At 65.7% G+C, this 16463-nt stretch carries 14 protein-coding genes and 4 pseudogenes; 6 read left to right on the top strand and 12 right to left on the bottom strand.

Translation table 11 applies throughout. The features are described from left to right. Nucleotides 1-162: 162 nt before the first annotated feature. The 3 genes and pseudogenes from ltrA to DI005_RS12695 all read right to left on the bottom strand — a co-directional run bounded on the left by ltrA (nucleotide 163) and on the right by DI005_RS12695 (nucleotide 3452). Nucleotides 163-1617, bottom strand: coding sequence for a group II intron reverse transcriptase/maturase (gene ltrA / locus DI005_RS12705; RefSeq protein ID WP_199542766.1), 1455 nt, complete (start codon nucleotides 1615-1617; stop codon nucleotides 163-165). Between the two features lie 573 nt (nucleotides 1618-2190). Further along, nucleotides 2191-3027: pseudogene (locus tag DI005_RS12700) on the bottom strand (IS256 family transposase); the annotation flags it as partial. A 35-nt stretch (nucleotides 3028-3062) separates the two neighbouring features. Beyond that, nucleotides 3063-3452: a hypothetical protein gene (locus tag DI005_RS12695; protein WP_199542763.1), complete on the bottom strand. Its 390-nt coding sequence runs from the start codon at nucleotides 3450-3452 to the stop codon at nucleotides 3063-3065. A gap of 27 nt (nucleotides 3453-3479) precedes the next feature. Here DI005_RS12695 and DI005_RS39675 point away from each other — a divergent pair. From DI005_RS39675 to DI005_RS38930, 6 genes and pseudogenes are all read left to right on the top strand, one after another. Then, a pseudogene (locus DI005_RS39675) lies at nucleotides 3480-3779 on the top strand (enoyl-CoA hydratase/isomerase family protein); the annotation flags it as partial. Between the two features lie 17 nt (nucleotides 3780-3796). After that, nucleotides 3797-4303 (top strand): enoyl-CoA hydratase-related protein, encoded by a 507-nt coding sequence (locus tag DI005_RS12685; RefSeq protein WP_146240088.1) that lies wholly within the window; start codon nucleotides 3797-3799, stop codon nucleotides 4301-4303. Between the two features lie 5 nt (nucleotides 4304-4308). Next, nucleotides 4309-4815 (top strand): annotated as a pseudogene (locus DI005_RS39670) (enoyl-CoA hydratase/isomerase family protein); the annotation flags it as partial. A gap of 230 nt (nucleotides 4816-5045) precedes the next feature. Next, a complete protein-coding gene (locus tag DI005_RS12675) occupies nucleotides 5046-5369 on the top strand; it encodes an enoyl-CoA hydratase/isomerase family protein (protein ID WP_255565695.1) in 324 nt (107 codons plus the stop codon). A 72-nt stretch (nucleotides 5370-5441) separates the two neighbouring features. After that, nucleotides 5442-5989 (top strand): annotated as a pseudogene (locus tag DI005_RS39665) (CoA transferase); the annotation flags it as partial. A gap of 37 nt (nucleotides 5990-6026) precedes the next feature. Continuing rightward, entirely contained in the window at nucleotides 6027-6416 is a 390-nt protein-coding gene (locus tag DI005_RS38930; RefSeq protein ID WP_112276304.1) for a hypothetical protein, read from the top strand. A gap of 521 nt (nucleotides 6417-6937) precedes the next feature. On the opposite strand, the gene DI005_RS12665 is transcribed toward DI005_RS38930, so the two are convergent. The 9 genes from DI005_RS12665 to DI005_RS12625 form a co-directional block, all read right to left on the bottom strand. After that, nucleotides 6938-8569 carry a long-chain fatty acid--CoA ligase gene (locus tag DI005_RS12665; RefSeq protein ID WP_110341443.1) on the bottom strand — a complete coding sequence of 544 codons (1632 nt, stop codon included), beginning with the start codon at nucleotides 8567-8569 and terminating at the stop codon, nucleotides 6938-6940. Nucleotides 8570-8580: 11 nt separating this feature from the next. Continuing rightward, on the bottom strand, nucleotides 8581-8988 hold the full coding sequence (locus tag DI005_RS12660) for an SCP2 sterol-binding domain-containing protein (RefSeq protein WP_110341445.1): 408 nt from the start codon (nucleotides 8986-8988) through the stop codon (nucleotides 8581-8583). A gap of 46 nt (nucleotides 8989-9034) precedes the next feature. Then, the gene (locus DI005_RS12655) at nucleotides 9035-10525 is read right to left on the bottom strand and encodes an aldehyde dehydrogenase family protein (RefSeq protein WP_308191222.1); all 1491 of its coding nucleotides are present in this window, start codon (nucleotides 10523-10525) and stop codon (nucleotides 9035-9037) included. An 11-nt stretch (nucleotides 10526-10536) separates the two neighbouring features. Further along, nucleotides 10537-11208 carry a sigma-70 family RNA polymerase sigma factor gene (locus DI005_RS12650; protein ID WP_113642239.1) on the bottom strand — a complete coding sequence of 224 codons (672 nt, stop codon included), beginning with the start codon at nucleotides 11206-11208 and terminating at the stop codon, nucleotides 10537-10539. Between the two features lie 51 nt (nucleotides 11209-11259). Next, a complete protein-coding gene (fdxA, locus tag DI005_RS12645) occupies nucleotides 11260-11580 on the bottom strand; it encodes a ferredoxin (RefSeq protein ID WP_110341451.1) in 321 nt (106 codons plus the stop codon). Beyond that, a complete protein-coding gene (locus tag DI005_RS12640; RefSeq protein ID WP_110341453.1) occupies nucleotides 11568-12641 on the bottom strand; it encodes an NAD(P)/FAD-dependent oxidoreductase in 1074 nt (357 codons plus the stop codon). The genes fdxA and DI005_RS12640 overlap by 13 nt, the downstream gene beginning before the upstream one ends. A 109-nt stretch (nucleotides 12642-12750) precedes the next feature. Continuing rightward, nucleotides 12751-13734, bottom strand: a complete 984-nt coding sequence (locus tag DI005_RS12635; RefSeq protein ID WP_110341455.1) for a R2-like ligand-binding oxidase — start codon at nucleotides 13732-13734, stop codon at nucleotides 12751-12753. An 81-nt stretch (nucleotides 13735-13815) separates the two neighbouring features. Then, on the bottom strand, nucleotides 13816-14922 hold the full coding sequence (locus tag DI005_RS12630; RefSeq protein ID WP_009156912.1) for an NDMA-dependent alcohol dehydrogenase: 1107 nt from the start codon (nucleotides 14920-14922) through the stop codon (nucleotides 13816-13818). A 189-nt stretch (nucleotides 14923-15111) separates the two neighbouring features. Then, on the bottom strand, nucleotides 15112-16386 hold the full coding sequence (locus tag DI005_RS12625) for a sensor histidine kinase KdpD (protein ID WP_233520113.1): 1275 nt from the start codon (nucleotides 16384-16386) through the stop codon (nucleotides 15112-15114). Nucleotides 16387-16463: the final 77 nt, after the last annotated feature.

The following is a 16463-nucleotide window of genomic DNA, read 5'->3' as shown; positions in this document are numbered from 1 at the left end:
CTTCAGACCTCGCACGATCGCATCCCGGTGTTGGCGTCCGGCATAGCGGAACGAGTGGGGTCGGCCCGCAGCGCGGTGCCGGTGTTGCCACCGGTCCGTTTGCGGGCCGCCCGCCGAACCCGGCGTGCCCGTTTCCGTGCACCGGGCTCTCCGCGAGTGCCGTTATGCCTTCTGGGCCGTCCACAGGTTCGGGATCTTCGCGCCCCGGAATCGGTAACGCTGGATGCTCACCGTTGCGGGTTGGAAGAGCCGGACGCCGTTGCTGGTGGGCCACCACTGGCCGGGGCCGTAGTAGCGGCGGATGATCCACCGCGCGTTCCGGTTCGGATGCTTGTTGCGCAGCCAGCGCCAGACCCTCCACCACAGATGGTGGTCGAGAGCGCCGAACGCCCGGCTGGACGCGCCGTGCCGGAAGTAGAAGGCCCAGCCGCGGGTTATCTGTCCTAAACGAACGAACAGCTTGTCCGCGGGGAGGCTGGTGGTCTGTCTGCCGGTGGCTGCGCTGACCTTGCGTCGAATCGTCGCCAGGGACGTCTTCGACGGATAGGTGTAGATCAGCCGCCGGTCGCTTCCTTTCTGCCGGTGTCGCTGGATTTGAAACCCGAGAAAGTCGACGCCCTCGTCGATGCCGGTCACCCGGGTCTTGTCGGGCGCCAGCCGCAACCCGACCTGGTCCAGGACCGTTTCGATCTCCCCGTAGAGGTTCTCGGCGTGCTGCCGGGTGCCGAAGACCATCACCACGAAGTCGTCCGCATAGCGGATCAGGCAGTAGGTCGCGGCCCCGCGCCGGGTGGCTCGCCAGCGTTGGATCTGGGTGCCCATCGCCTCCCACCGGGCGCGGAAATGCTCGTCGAGAACACTCAAAGCGAGATTGGCCAGCAGCGGCGAGAGGATGCCGCCCTGAGGAGTTCCGGTGGTGGTGTCCCGGAAGTCACGCAACTCGTCCAGCAGGCCCGCCTTCAGGAACGCCTTGATCAGCGCCAGGACACGCCGGTCTCCGACACGAGTCCGCAGCCGGTCCATCAGGGCCGGGTGCGAGATTTCGTCGAAGCAGGCGGCGATATCGACCTCGAAGACCTGCTCGTAGCCGCGTGCGGCGTGAAAGCGGATCTCCTCGATGGCGTCCTGGCATCGGCATTGCGGGCGGAACCCGTAGCTGCACGGGTCGAAATCGGCCTCCAGGATAGGTTCCAACACCAGTTTCAAGGACGCCTGCACGACGCGGTCGCGCACCGTTGGGATCCCCAGGCGGCGGATTTTGCCGCCCGTCTTGGGGATCTGCGCGGTGCGCACCGGGGCTGGCCGGAACGAACGATTCTTCACCGAGGACCGCAGTTCGGTCAGGAAACCGGCCACGCCGCGTTCGCTGTTCTCGATCGACCACGCGGTTGCCCCGTCGATCCCGGCCGTCTTGGCGCCCTTGTTCTCCCGGACTCGGGTCCACGCCATGACGAGGAACGCCGGGTCCACCACGAGGTTGAACAGATCATCAAAGCGACGGCCCCGGTCGGCCGTCGCCCAACGGTGCAGTTTGGTCTGAATCCCCAGTACCCGCTCCCGGACCACCAGTGGGCGGTCGAGCAGAGCACCAATATTCACCGGTGCGTCTTCCGGCATGACAGCATCCTTCCCGCTCACATCGCTGCCGCCCTTCGCCATGTGACCGGCTCTCCCGGCCTCGGACTACTACGGTGGCTCCGCCCCGTCCCGGCCCGATCGGCCGGCAGCGGACCCAGCCTCACGTCACCGCATCGGACACACGGTCGCGCAAGGCAGGACCGGGACGGTTCCCGTGTTCACCTGTTACCGATCAACGAGTTAGGCGCCCAGCTATACCCGGCGGCCCTCGGGACTACGCCGCAGACCTTCATCCCGAACTGTCACGACCGACGGCTTCGATCATGACGGGAGGCCCCATCGAAACAGTGGGGACCACGCACCACGCCCCGGCCCAGATCCACCAGGCTCGAGCCGGTTCCTGCTAACGAGGCTTCACCGCTGGTTTCTCACGTGCACCTTCTCGTCTCGCTCGCCGGGCCCGCACCATCTGGCGGTACTGGCACGTCCCGGCTTTGTCAGGGCCGCTTCCACCCTTCCCCGCCACTCCGCGGATCAGGCTGCCCTCAGCTTCACCAAACCGCTGCGACGGCCCGGCGTCGAAGGTCTCTCACCTCCGATCGAAATAACAGGCGCCTCACGGCGCACGTTGCGGATCAGGTGGATGACGCACGTCTGCACGACCGCCCGCTCCCACACCGTGATGATGGTCTCCGGCAGCCCTTTCAGCCCGTCGCAGACCGCGATGCACACATCGGCAACGCCGCGGTTCTTGATCTCGGTCAACACGCTGAGCCAGAACTTGGCGCCCTCGCCGCCGTCTCCGGCCCACAGGCCGAGGATGTCACGTTCGCCGTTGACGGTAACGCCGATGGCGACATAGATGGGCCGGTTGGTGACCTGCCCGTCGCGGATCTTGACGTGGATCGCGTCGATGAACAGCACCGGATACACGCGGTCCAGTGGCCGGTTTGCCCACTCGGTCATCTCCGCGACGACCTTGTCGGTGATCCGCGAGATGGTGTCTTTGGAAACCTTCGCGCCGTAGACATCGTCGAAGTGTGCGGCGATCTCACCGGTGGTCAGGCCCTTCGCCGATAGCGACAGCACGATCTCATCGACACCGGTCAACCGGCGTTGCCGCTTGCGCACGATCTGCGGATCGAACGAGGAGTCGGTGTCGCGCGGCACCTCGATCTCCACCGGCCCGATCTCGGTCAGTACCGTTTTCGATCTGGTGCCGTTGCGGGAGTTCCCGCTGTCGCGGCCGGCCGGGTCGTGCTTGTCGTATCCCAGGTGCTCGGTCATCTCCGCGTCCAGCGCGGTTTCGAGCACATTCTTCGTCAGTTGGTTCAGCAGCCCGTCCGGCCCCACCAGGTCGACGCCCTGTTCCTTGGCCTGCGCGAGCAGCTGCTCCGCCAGCCGCTGCTGATCCACATCATCGGTCACGAGGTCCAGTGTTTCGGTCATGATCGATCCTTCCCGCCAAGCTCACGCCCGGCGTGTCAGACCAAGATCAGATCCACCGTTGTTCGGACAGTCCCGGACGGCCCAGATCGCCGAGCTCGGCGACCAGTTGCGTAATGAGTTTCCTTGCTGGGCCTCGCTTCTGGCCCGAAGTGCAGTAGCGAGCCGAGGCCGAAGGCCAGCGACCGCGGCGACGAACTTGGTCGAGGAGCAGTCCTTGCTCGTTTGCGGGCGAGTTCGCTGGTGCCGGGCCACTCGACGTGACCGAGCGCGCAGTGCAGGACGGTGATGCGATCGAGGACTCCCACGGCCTCGGCGAGGGTACAGACCTCGTCGAGCATTGCTTGTGAGTCCTTGCCGCCGCTGCTGTTGACGAGGATGACGTCATAGGCGGCGAGATTCGGCATTTCGGTGGTTGACGCGTGCATGAGTCACCTCTTCATCAACGTGACGCGATGGCGATCCTTAGTGGACGATCAGTGGAGTCGTTCGGCGGTGCGCGAATGGCGCGAGCGCCGGCCGACGCTCGCGCGATCGGTGTGTCAGCCCTCGAACGTGACGTCGCCCTGGACGCAGATGCGCAGTGGAACCGTGCGGTCGCCCGTGCCGCCGAGGACGGCCAGGTGGGCGTGATCGTGTTGACCGGCGCAGGAGAGCGAGCCTTCTCCGCCGGCGGTGACGTCGCCACCGAGAGCGCGCGGACGATCTCCGCCGCGGCAGGAGCCGACGCCTTCGACGAGAGGTGCGAACGGCTGTACCAGGCGTTGCGAGATTGCCTGAAACCGGTGATCGCCCGGGTGGACGGATACGCGATCAGGGCGGACACTACATGGCGTACATGTGCGACTTCACGATCTCCTCGGACCGGTCAGTGTTCGGGCAGAACGGGCCGCGCGTGGCCAGCACGGCCGAGGGATGGATCGTCAGCCACCTCTGGTCCGTCGTCGGCATGAAACGGGCCAAGGAGATCTGGATGTTGTGTCGGCGCCACGACGCTCAGCAAGCTCTCCAGTGGAGCTTGGTCAACTCGGTCGTACCGGCGGATGAACTCGACACCGAGGTCCGGCGCTGGTGCGACGAACTGCTGGCGTTGAGCCCCACGGTACTGAAGCTGGTGAAGAAGTCGTTCGACGACTCCCTGGCACCGGTTCGCAAGGCGCAGGACCGGTTCAAGATCCTCGACCAGGTCAACCCCGGCTTCTGGACTTGGGGTGAGCAGACCGAGGGCGCATCGGCGTTCCTGGAGAAGCGCGCCCCCGGCTTCTCCCCGTGGCGGTGAGTACGATGGGAACGCCCACGGAGAACGGCTACGTTCGGGTCAAGGTCGAACGGGCGGTCGCGGTCCTGACTGTCGACCGGCCACCCGCCAACGCGCTCGACCGGCAACTCGTGGACCAGCTCAGCCGGGCGGCCACCTCACTTGTGCGGCGGGGAGACGTCGGTGCCGTCGTGATCACCAGCACCCGGTCCAGGTTCATCGCCGGCGCCGACATCAAGATGTTGCGCGGGCTCGATGACTCATTGTTTCCGAGGTTCGTCAGCGCGATCCAGCGCGGTTTCGACGACTTGCAGCGGCTGCCGATGCCGAGGATCGCGGCGGTCAACGGTCCGGCCGTGGGTGGCGGGCTGGAGCTGGCCCTGGCCTGCGACCCGCGGTTCGTGGCCGAAGGGACCCGGCTGGGCCTGCCCGAGGTGCGGTTGAGGCTGCTTCCCGGGGCGGGCGGCACGCAGCGACTGGTAGAGGCCGTCGGTAAGGGCCCGACGCTAGAGTTGCTCTACACCGGTAGGGCGGTCACCCCCGAAGAGGGGTTGCGTCTCGGGCTAGTCGATCAAATGGTGCCGGCGGAACATGCGATCGGCTGGCAGACCTGGGCGGAGCTGGACGCGGCCCTGTCGGAGGTCAGTGAGGACAGCACGATCCGCGCACTGGTGCTCACCGGAGCCGCAGGCTGTTTCTCGGCGGGCGGGGACGTGAAACCTCCCCGTCCCGAGGCGAAGGCATCGGCGCCCCATCCGCCAGGTTGTCTGTCGGGGACCGCGCCCTCACCAGGCTGGCGCGCCTGTCGATGCCCACGATCGCCGCGGTGGAGGGCTTCGCGGTCGGCGTCGCCTGGAGCCTGGTGCGCTGCTGTGACCTCGTCGTCACCGCCGAAGACGCCTTCTCCGCGGCCCCGTTCCCCCAACGCGGGATGGCGCCCGACGGCGGGTTGGCCTGGTTTCTCACCCGCAGTCTGGGCCCAACCCGCGCGGCTGAACTACTGATGCTCGGTGAACGGTTCCCGGCTCCTACCGCGGCCGCGGCCGGACTGGTCAACCGCGTGGTGCTTATGGAGAAGCATGGGTAAGCGCGGCGTACTGGACGGGGTGCGAGTGTTCGACGCGCATCCCAACTGCTGCCGGGACCGTGGGCGGCGCAGGTGCTCGGCGACCTCGGTGCCGAGGTGACCAAGGTGGAGCCGCCGGGCAGGGACGGCGGCCGGCTGATCCGCGGTGAGCTATTCGCCGCGGCAAACCGCAACAAACACGGCGTGGTCATCGACCTCAAGACCCTGGCAGGCCAGGCCGAGTTCCTCGACTTGGCGCGGGAGCACGACGTGCTCGTCGAGGGCTTCCGACCGGGCGTGATGAACGAGCTCGGCGTCGGCACGAACGCGTCGCCGAGATCAATCCCGGCATCGTGTACCGCTCCATCTCCGGCTACGGCAGCCGCGGCGAGCAACTGCCCGGCCACGACATCAACTACCTCGCTGCATCCGGCACACTGTCGTTCAGCGGGCGCTGGAGCCAGGAACCACGCCGAGGCGTGCCGATGGCCGACCTCGGCTCGTCGTGCTTCGCCTCATCGCGATCTTGTCGGCCCTGTACGAACGGGCCCCATACCAGCCTAGGCTGCCACCTCGACGTGAGCATGACCGACGTGATGACCGCGTGGGCCGCCGCGCGCGGCGGCCCACCGCTGGAGCGCGGCGCGGACGACCGGCGCCACCTCTACCCCACCAACGATGTCTCCGCGACCGCCGACGGGGCGCTGGCTCGCCCTCGGCGCCGTCGACGAGCGGTTCTGGGCGCCGACCCGCGCGGTGCTCGCGACCATCGAGCCTGCGTTCGCCGACACGCGGTTCCCAGGCCTGGGGAACCAGCTGCGACATGGCGACGAGCTACACGCGCTGCTGCACCGCACATTCGCCACCCGCGACCGGACACCCGGCTCGTGCTGTTCGCCGGAACCGACGCACCGGTCAGCCCGGTCCGCGCGCTCACCGAGGTGGCCGAGAACAGCGACCTGGGTGCGGACGTTGGACGGAGAACGGCACGTCGTGTTCCCGGTACGACGCGACGGTGAAGCCATGGGACAGCTACGGAACTCCGCGCCGACGTGGAAGGGAGTCTGATGTGGATTCCGCGTTGCCAGGAACCAGGAACGGATTAGCGAAGGCATCCGGTACGTCGCGAACTGGTTCGATGACTATTGGTCCGCTCGGGACCGGCTCGACGGATCAACCACCACGCGACCACACCGCGCACCACGTCGAGCGCCACTCCTGGCAGATCGCGGTGCAGCCAGCAAGCGGTGGCTGTGCCCCCGTTCCCGCTGAAGGAGCTGTCGCGTGTCATACTTCAGGTCGGGTTACGTGTCGCAGTCGTGGGGGACACCTGGGCGGTCCAGGGTCGTGCGCCGCGCCTCCGTATGTCGGCGCGGCGCACCCGGGCAGTGCGGGGCGAGCGGCTGTAACTCGGCTCTCTGCTTGGGTTGACGCTACTGGATATCAATCCTCGGTGCTACTTCGCGCCACGGTCGGGGTCTCATGGTCGATGCCCGGTGACATGCCGACAGGTAGCTCACACCTCATCGTTGGTGAGCTCCGCCAGCCGCAGCCGGAACCATCGACACTGCTCCTGATGACGAACGAAGCTATTCGTATACTTCGTTCACCGCCAGCCTGCCATCCGAGTGGATACGGCGTAGAGCCTTCTTGTCGAACTTGCCGACGCTCGTGCGCGGGACCTGGTCAACGAATGCCCATCGTTCCGGCAGCCACCACTTCGGAACCTTGTCGGCCAACCACGACCGCAGCTGGTCGGCAGTCGTCTCAGTGCCGTCTCGAAGCACCACGGCGGCAAGGGGTCGCTCCTGCCACTTGGGGTCGGATACGGCGATGACCGCTGCCTCGACGACGTCGGGATGGCCCATAAGCAGATTTTCCAGCTCAACCGAGGAGATCCACTCGCCACCGGACTTGATGACGTCCTTGGCCCGGTCGGTTAGGGTGAGGAACCCGTCCGGGCTGATGTTCCCGACATCGCCGGTTCGCAGCCAGCCGTCGTGGAACCTGTCCTCGGCTTCGACACGATAGTACGACCCGGTAACCCACGGACCACGCACCTCCAACTCGCCGACCGCCTTGCCGTCGCGCGGGAGCACCCTGTCGTCGTCGTCCACCAGCCTGAGTTCGACGCCGCAAACTGGCCGTCCTTGAGTGGCCCGGTACCGCATTCGGTCTTCCCCTTCGGCGGCGGCCGGGGGCGTCGCGATTGCGCCAAGCGGCGAAGTCTCGGTCATGCCCCATGCCTGCACGATCGTGACGCCGAACCTCTGCTCGAACGACTCCATCAACGCTCTCGGCACCGCCGAACCACCGCAAGCGACCAGGCGCAACGAGGAGAGGTCGATGTCCGGGTTTCGATCGACATGATGCAAGAGGTCATTCCAGATGGTGGGCACAGCGCCGGCAAGCGTCGGGCGCTGCGCCTGGATGATGTCCGCCAGAGGTTCTGCTTGCAGGAATCGGTCAGGTAGCAGCAGGTCCGCGCCAGCCATCAACGCCGCGTAAGGCAGGCCCCATGCGTTGGCGTGGAACATCGGAACCACCGGAAGCACTCGATCGGGTTCCGCGATGCCGAATGCGTTCCCGGAACACGCGGCCATCGAGTGTAGGTACATCGACCGGTGGCTGTACACGACGCCTTTGGGATCGCCGGTCGTGCCACTGGTGTAGCACATCGCCGCCGCCGCGTTCTCGTCACCGTCCAGCCAGGGAAACTCGGACGACTCGCCAGCCAGCACATCCTCGTAACGCAGCACCTCCTTGCCGCATCCCGCCAAGGAGGTGATGTCACCTTCTCCGGTCACGAGCACGAACCGCACGGTGTCGAGGCTGGGGAGAACCTTGGCCATCAGTGGGATGAGCGACGAGTCAACGATGACCGCCCGGTCTTCGGCGTGTGTGGCGATGAACCGAATCTGTTCGGGCGACAGCCGGATGTTGAGGGTGTGTAGCACGGCGCCCATTGATGGGATCGCCGCATAGGCCTCCAGGTGCTCCTGGTTGTTCCATTGGAACGTCGCGACCCGGTCGTCGTCGGCGACACCGAGGCGACGCAACGCGTTCGCCAGCTTGCCACACCGCTCGCCCAGTTCGCGGTAGGAAACCCGCCTGACGCCGTCACCGGTAGCCGTGAGGACTCCACGATCGCCGTGGTTCTGCACCACGTGCCGCAGGATCGAGGACACCGTCAGCGGTGTTGTCTGCATGGTGCTGAGCATGGTGACCTCCGTTACGCCGAAAGCAGGTCCTGTCGACCGTCCGCTTCCAGCATCTCACGATATGCCGGGAACAGGGACTTCGCGGCGGGCACAAGTTTCAGGACCTTCGAAGTCGGTCCCTTAGCGCGGACCTTGCCCTTCGCCAACGCGGTCGCGAGGTTGAGTTCGCCGAGCCAGAACCGGTTTCCGTCGTCGGCTGTCATGAACAGTTCCACAACGGGCTTGAGATCGGTGGCGCCCGCGTACACTTTGCCGTTCGGCATGTCGACCGTGACGACCGCGTCGGGATCGGTGTACGTGATCTGCAGGATCACCCCTGAGCCCGACAGTTTTGGGCCGATCTTGGGATCGGCGAGCCCCTTCTCGAAGACCCCTCCGATGTACTTGTGAACTTCCGCCTCGTCCTTGAACACGCCCATTGCGATTTCCTTTCTTGTGGTGTGAGCCTCTGCTTGGCTCTTGGGATCAGTCGAGGTTCAGCCACACAGACTTCGTCTGTGTGTAGCCGAGCAACGCTTCCTCGCCGAGATCGCGTCCGTAGCCGGACGCCTTGAAACCGCCGAAGGGCGCGGCGGGGTCGATCATGTTGTACATGTTCACCCATACCGTGCCCGCATCCAATTCCGCTGCGACGCGGTGGGCCCGCCTCACGTCGTTGGTCCACACGCCCGCGGCCAATCCGTAGGCGCTCGCGTTGGCACGCCGAACCGCCTCGTTCTCGTCGTCAAACGACAGCACCGACAGCACCGGCCCGAAGATTTCCTCAGCCGCGATGGACATGTCGTCGCGGACCTGGGTGAACACGGTCGGGCTCAGGAAATTGCCGTTAGCCAGTACACCATTCGGGCGGTCACCACCGCACACCAGCGTCGCGCCTTCGCGCAGCCCCGACTCGACATACCCCTGCACGCGCTCCAGCTGTTTCGGCGAGATGAGCGGGCCCATCTCGGTGTCGTCGGCCAGTCCATGACCCAGTTGGATCGCTTTCGCCGCCGAAGCCAGCTCCTGTACCAGCTCGTCGTGAACGTCGCGATGCACGAACAGCCGTGATCCGGCGCAGCACACCTGCCCTTGGTTCATGAAGATCCCGGTCAGCGCGCCTTGTGCCGCGGCGGCAAGGTCGGCGTCCGGAAAGACGATGTTCGCCGACTTCCCACCCAGTTCCAGCGTCAGCTTCTTCAGGTGTGGCGCGCTCGCGGTGACGATGCGCCTGCCGGTGTCCGTCGAACCAGTGAACGAGATCTTGGCCACGCCGGGGTGATCGATCAGCGCCTGTCCCGCCTCGGGCCCGTAGCCGGTGACCAGGTTCATCGCGCCGGGAGGCAGCCCAGCCTCGAGTGCCAACTCCACCATCCGCAGGGCGCTCAACGAGGTGAACTCGGACGGCTTGAGGACGACGGTGTTTCCGGCCGCCAGCGCCGGTGCCACCTTCCACGATGCGATGAGCAACGGGAAATTCCAGGGCACGATCGCGCCGACGACGCCGAGGGGTTCCCGCCGAGTATAAACCAGTGCCTCTCCGACCGGAGGAGAGACCGGCACGGTTTGCCCGGTCAGTTTCGTCGTCCAGCCACCGTAGTAGCGCCAGACCTGCGCCGCGAGCGCGACGTCGACGTACATCGACTCGGTGAACGGCTTTCCGTTGTCCAGGGTTTCGAGCGTCGCCAATTCCTCGGCATGGGCGTCCAGTATCGTCGCGATGTCGAGCAGAACATGCCCGCGGGCTGCCGCGCTCATCGCTCGCCATTCTCCGAAGGCCGACTGCGCCGAGGCGACCGCCTCGTCGACGTCGGGCTTCCCGCCGGCCGCAATGCTGGTCAACGTCGCACCGGTCGCGGGGTCCTGAGTCGTGATCTGGCCGTTCCCGGTCGCACTTCGCTGCTCCGCACCGACCACGATGCTGTCCGAAGCCCTGCCGAGAAATCGCTGGACGGATTCCGGAACGTCAACGGTCATTGTTGTCATCGTCAACTGCCTTTCTCTCCTCCGGACGGTGCCGGCTGCACGCGACGCCGCCCATCCGCAGATCCGCCAATCAACTCGCCAAGACGACGAATCGCCCGATACTGCAGAGCACGCGCCGCACCGGGTTCGCGGTCCAGCATTCTCGCGGTCTCGTTGACCGAAAGATCGCAGAAGAACCGCAGCACAAGACACGTCCGCTGGTCATCGGCGAGTAATCCCAGGCACCGGATCAGTTCCGCTCGCGCGATCCCGAGAATGACGAGCTCCTCCGGCGTCTCGTGACCGGAGGCGTCCGGAAGCTCGTCGACCGTGACCTCATGCCGCACGGACCCGGACTTCGTGTGGTCGAAGATGATATTGCGGGCGATGGTGAGGAACCACGCGCCCGCATCTCGTCCCCGGTACTCCAGCGAGTTGATTGCCCGCAGCGCCCGCGCGAACGTCTCGCTGGTGACGTCCTCGGCTAGGTGCCGATCGCGGACACGGGATAGGGCAAAGCGGTGAACGCTGGTCGCGAATCTGTCGTACAGCACGGCATACGCCGACGCGTCTCCTCGTTGAGCCGCACGAACAAGCACCCAGTTGTCAGCGGACAGGTCCACGACATCACCGCCGGCCTGTCCGTCATCGGCGGCGCTGCGTGCTCCTCGTTGAGCCACAGCGGTTGAGCCCACACTCACTCCTCGTGATGCGGCATCGCGATCGCGACGCACCTTCGACCTTGACTAGTCCTCCTTGGGAGGGAGCGTTTTCACGAACTCGGTGTCGGGTATCGGGGTATCCACTTTGGTCGATCCTCCCGGTGACCCGATCCCCGTAAACGCCTGCTGCGCCGACTCCTGGAATGGTTTCCATTCCTCGTCAACGTGTTGTGCGGGACGGATGGCCTCTACTGGGCATACCGGCTCGCAGGCCGCGCAGTCGATGCATTCCGTCGGGTGGATGTACAGCATCCGTTCGCCCTCGTAGATGCAATCGACCGGGCATTCCTCGATGCACGTCATGTCCTTGACGTCGACACACGGCTCGCCGATCACGAACGCCATCCTGCGACCTCCTTGCTTCGCGGCTGTGCAGAATTTCCCTCGGGCGCCAACGGTTCCGACGCGGGCACGAGATCACTCGAATGCCCGGGAGCAAGAGTCGCGTCCGGATTCAACTCGACGGCAGCGTTGTTCACGGCGAGCGCCACCTCGCCGAAACCGACGGCGATCAATTTCACCTTGCCCGGAAAGGTCGCCGCGTCCCCAGCGGCATAGACGCGCGGCAGATTCGTACGCATCCGGGTGTCGACGCGGATGGCCCGCCCCTCCATCTCAAGGCCCCACCCGGCGATCGGGCCGAGGTCCATCAGAAAACCCAGTGCGGCGACCACGACCTGAGCCTTCAGCTCCCGCGCGCCGTCCTCCCCGCGCACAGTGACGTCCACGCTCTCCACGCTGTCGTTACCACGAACCGCGGTAACGGTGGCGTCGAGCACCAGGTGGCACGGACTGTCCTTCACCTGCGCGACCGAATGTTCGTGCGCCCGGAACTGCTTGCGACGGTGCACGAGGGTGACCGACCGGGCACGCGGAACCGCGGCCAGTGCCCAGTCCAGCGCCGAGTCGCCACCGCCCACCACGACGACATCCTTGCCGTCGAACACCTCCAGCTGCGGGACGAAGTAGCAGAGCCCGCGCCCGAGAAGCTCCTCACCTGCTGGTAGCGGACGCGGGGTCACCGAACCCACTCCGGAGGTGACGATCACGGCTCTCGTGTTGACGACGACACCCGAGGAGGTCGTCACCCGCCAGCCATCGGCAACTTCCCGGATGTCGCTCGCCTGCTGAGACAACAGGAATCGGGGGCCGAACGGTTTCGCCTGCTCGAGGAGGTTGCGGATCAGCTGCTGCCCCTGAACAGCGGGCAGGCCTGCGATGTCGTAGATGTTCTTCTCGGGGTAGATCGCCTGTACCTGACCACCGGCCTCCGGTAGCGGATCCACCAACGCCGTGGTAAGCCCACGAAAACCCGCGTAGTAGGCACCGAACAAGCCCACGGGCCCGGCGCCGACGAACAACACGTCAACGGTGACCTCGCCAGCTGGCGCGGTTGTTGTGCCCATCTCTTGCTGCCTCGATTCTGGTGACCTTGCCGACGCGAACTGTTCGCCCGGGTCGGGTCTCCGCCCCCGGACGAACAGTTCCACGGAACAGTGCTCGGAGCGCGTCGGCTCAGGACACGGCCGCAAGCGACTTCGCCACGGCCTTCTCGTCCTCCTCGGCGAAGGTGTCCTCAAGCTGCATAGGCGAGTAGTCCTCGTCGATCTCCTCGACGGGGCGGCCCCGTGCCCCCTCGATCGACTCCAGCCGACGGTTGATCTTGTCCATGCCATAGTCGGTCATCTCGTCGAGATCGATACCGAACGGGGCCCGCGCAGCTTCGAACTGGTCGAACAGCTTCACGATCAAACTCATCGCTGGCTCGATTAGTTCCTGCATCCGCTCCTCAACGACCTCCCAGGTCCGCTCGTCCGCGGCGACGTGACGGCGGCACGTGAAGGTACCCCACGCCATGTGCCTGCGCTCGTCGTCGCCGATGTACTTGATGAGCTGCTGCATGCCCGGCAGGATGTTCCTGCTCGCGCATACCTTCGCCCATCCGAAGTAGCCGGTGAGGGCGAGACAACCCTCGACGACGTGGTTGTAGGTAATCGAGGCACGCACCTGCGCCGCGGGCGACGGGTCCTTCTCCAAGGCGTACAGGGACTTGGGCAGTTCCTCGGCGAAGATTGTCTGGTATGGCTGGCTGTACTCCACGTACTCATGCAGGTCCGTGCCGAGCCCGACGGCGTCGAACCACAGTCGGAAAGACTGCATGTGCTTGGCCTCTTCGAAGGTGAACTGGGTGAGGTAGGCCTCGTCGGCCAGCCGTCCCTCTGCCGCCATGGCCGCCATGAACGGCTGGAGGTCCTGAGCGACCGACTCCTCCCCGGCCATGAACTGTGAGGCAAGGATGCAGGTCAACTTCTTCTCGTCCGGCGACATCGCGGCGAAGTCCGCGGCGTCCTGCGAAAAGTCGATCGTTTCCGGGTCCCAGAATTTCTTGTTTCCCTTCCGGAACAGCCGCATAGGGAAGGATTCCATGCGTAGGCCGCCCTCACAGAGGCTGCCATACCCATTCCGCTTACCGTGCTGGATGACGCGGTCGATTGCCATGTCACATCCTCGATTCGAATACACGCCGGATAGGGCGGGAATAACTTGGCGACGATAACTGTTTCTGTCGACTTAGGAGTTTCAGAAGCGGATCATTCCGCGGATGTTCTTTCCGTCACGCATGTCCTGGTATCCCTGGTTGATGTCCTCCAGCTGATACTCAGCGGTCACCAGTTCGTCGAGCTTGAGTTGGCCGAGGTTGTACAACTCAAGCAGTCGCGGAATGTCATGCTGCGGATTCGAGGATCCGAACAGCGCGCCCCGGATCTGCTTCTCGTAGAGCGTGAGTTCGAAGAGGTTGCCGCTCATCGTGTGCTCGTCCGGATGGCCGATCGCGGTGACGATCACACGCCCACGCTTGCCCACCAGACTCAAAGCGGGCTCGATGTAGGAGCCCTCGGCGACGTCGGTGGTGAGCACGCATACGTCAGCGAGCTGCCCGCGGGTCAACTCGCTGACCACGTTCCACGCTTCGTCCATCGACTCGGCCGTGTGCGTGGCCCCGAACTCGCCCGCCTTGGCACGTTTGTACTCGACCGGATCAACGGCGACGATGGCACGCGCGCCGGCGGCCCGTGCTCCTTGGATGGCATTGACACCGATGCCACCGGCCCCGACCACGACGACCACGTCGCCGGCACGCACTTCGCCGGCCCGGGTGGCGCTACCGAATCCGGTCGTGACCCCACACCCGACAAGGGCGGCCTTCTCCAGCGGAAACCCTTCGTCGATCTTCACCACCGAGGCGGCGGGCACCACCGTGCGCTCGGAAAAGGTACCCAGCAGGCACATCTGGCCCGCGTCCTCGCCGCGAGTATGGAACCGGTAGGTGCCGTCCAGCTGCGGCCCGAGGATCACCGCGCCACCCAGATCGCAGAGGTTCGTCATGCCACGGGCGCAGTAGGAGCACTTGCCGCATGCCGGGAGAAAGCTCAAGACAACAGGATCGCCTTCGGCCACCTCGGTCACGTTCGCGCCCACCGCCTCAACGATGCCGGCGCCTTCATGTCCACCCACGACCGGGAACGGGATCGGGATGTCGCCGGTGACGAGGTGCTCGTCGGAATGACACAATCCGCTGGCGGCCAGTTTGACCTGGACCTCACCCTCGTTCGGCGGGTCGAGGTCGATCTCTTCGACCTGCCACTTCTCGTTGAGGCCCCACAAGACGGCGGCCTTGGTCTTCATCGACATCGTCTCCTTCGACTCTGAAGGGCTTCTTCCCCCAGCGTATGGGGAATGCGCACCCGGCAATACGGGCCATCCGTGCCGCGAGTGGCCCATGAAGGCCACGGACAGTGTGGGCCGCGCAAGATCGGTCGAGGCCCAGTTGGTCTGGGCGCACCATCGCCACCCCCTGGCGCTCGTGGTGCGGACCTATGGGTGAGGCGACTGGGTGGGTGGGCGACCAGCCAGCGTCCGCACGGGCAATGTCACGCGCACGGCCAACCCGCCTCCGGCGGCCTCCTGAAAGTCGATCGTGCCGTTCAGCGCCTGGATGATCTGGTCGACGATCCACAGGCCGAGACCTGCGGTGCCTCGTTCCTGCCCGGCCTGCGCGAACTTGGCGGTGAGCTCGACGGCGCGGTCAAGGGGCATTCCCGGCCCTCGGTCGGCGATCTCCAGTGACAGCGAGCCTTGGTCAAGGTTCGCGATGACACTGACCGGCTGGTCACGGCCGTGGCGGGATGCGTTCTCCAGCAGGTTTGTGACGACCCTGCGGACGAGCTGGGCATCAAGTTGGGCGTGGGCGTTCGATGGCGAGACGATCAATCGAAGTCGTTCACGCGGCAGGCCAGCAGCGTCAGCAGCCATGAGTATGAATTCGTGCACGTTCACCACCCGAAGGTGCCCTGTGCTGAAGGCTGGTCGCCGGCTGGCTGCGACGTCGGCCAGCGCGTTGAGCATGGCCGACAGGTGCTCGACGTGCGCGGTCAACAAAGCGAGGCGGGGGTCGGCGGACTGCGCCGTGCCACCGGTCTCCCGCGACAGATCACGGACCAGCGCATCCAAGGATGTTACAGGTGTGCGGAACTCGTGGAGGATCACGCGCAGCCCAGTCTGCTGCGCGTCGTAGGAGGCCGTCAGGCGAGTCCGGAGATCGCGCTCTTCGTCGGCCACGATGCGCGCGGCGGCGGTCTCCGCCTGAGCTAGGCCGCGGGCGCGTTCGGCGTGCTCGTTCAGCAAGACGAGCCCCGAGGCGAGCGCACCGGTGAAGAGCAGGTACAGCGCCCACCACACCCCGGCTAGGAGGCGATCGTGGGTTGGGCCGCTCGTGGGGTTCACCGTCAGCGCGATTGTGACGAAGCAGCCGCCGAGCAGCAGGGCCACTCCCAGCGTGCTGATAAAGGACAGTCGGGCAGCCGCGGCGACGATGACCAGAAACAGGATAGACACCGCTGGGCTTTGCGCGCCGCCGGATGACGCCACGATCCCCGACGCCAGCCCCGCGTCCAGGACGGTGATGATCGCAGCCGGCACTCGACCCTCGACCTCCCAGGTGGGATGTCCCAACATGACGGTCGAGTAGACCGTCGCGATGCCGACGAGATACCATGCCGCCGCCGTGTGCTGGACGAACGGGCTGGACCCCACCAGCAGGAGCACCGCCGCTGAGAGCACGACGCCGACCCGGACCCAGACGGTGATCAAACCGACCGGACGCAGCGTGTCGCCAGGATCCGGCTGCCCCGCCAGGTACCGGCGTGACCGAGGCGCTCGCCACCAGC

Origin of the sequence: Prauserella sp. PE36 (assembly GCF_003311655.1) — a bacterium.
Lineage (GTDB): Bacteria > Actinomycetota > Actinomycetes > Mycobacteriales > Pseudonocardiaceae > Prauserella_A > Prauserella_A endophytica.
The sequence above is the reverse complement of the archived record's forward strand: the minus strand, read 5'-3'. Positions and strand labels throughout refer to the sequence as shown.

What these genes read in the sequence shown, in the direction of transcription:
- ltrA (WP_199542766.1), bottom strand. Translation starts at nt 1,617, where the DNA reads ATGCCGGAAGACGCACCGGTGAATATTGGTGCTCTGCTCGACCGCCCA.
- DI005_RS12695 (WP_199542763.1), bottom strand. Translation starts at nt 3,452, where the DNA reads ATGCACGCGTCAACCACCGAAATGCCGAATCTCGCCGCCTATGACGTC.
- DI005_RS38930 (WP_112276304.1), top strand. Translation starts at nt 6,027, where the DNA reads ATGTCTCCGCGACCGCCGACGGGGCGCTGGCTCGCCCTCGGCGCCGTC.
- DI005_RS12665 (WP_110341443.1), bottom strand. Translation starts at nt 8,569, where the DNA reads ATGCTCAGCACCATGCAGACAACACCGCTGACGGTGTCCTCGATCCTG.
- DI005_RS12660 (WP_110341445.1), bottom strand. Translation starts at nt 8,988, where the DNA reads ATGGGCGTGTTCAAGGACGAGGCGGAAGTTCACAAGTACATCGGAGGG.
- DI005_RS12655 (WP_308191222.1), bottom strand. Translation starts at nt 10,525, where the DNA reads ATGACCGTTGACGTTCCGGAATCCGTCCAGCGATTTCTCGGCAGGGCT.
- fdxA (WP_110341451.1), bottom strand. Translation starts at nt 11,580, where the DNA reads ATGGCGTTCGTGATCGGCGAGCCGTGTGTCGACGTCAAGGACATGACG.
- DI005_RS12640 (WP_110341453.1), bottom strand. Translation starts at nt 12,641, where the DNA reads ATGGGCACAACAACCGCGCCAGCTGGCGAGGTCACCGTTGACGTGTTG.
- DI005_RS12635 (WP_110341455.1), bottom strand. Translation starts at nt 13,734, where the DNA reads ATGGCAATCGACCGCGTCATCCAGCACGGTAAGCGGAATGGGTATGGC.
- DI005_RS12630 (WP_009156912.1), bottom strand. Translation starts at nt 14,922, where the DNA reads ATGAAGACCAAGGCCGCCGTCTTGTGGGGCCTCAACGAGAAGTGGCAG.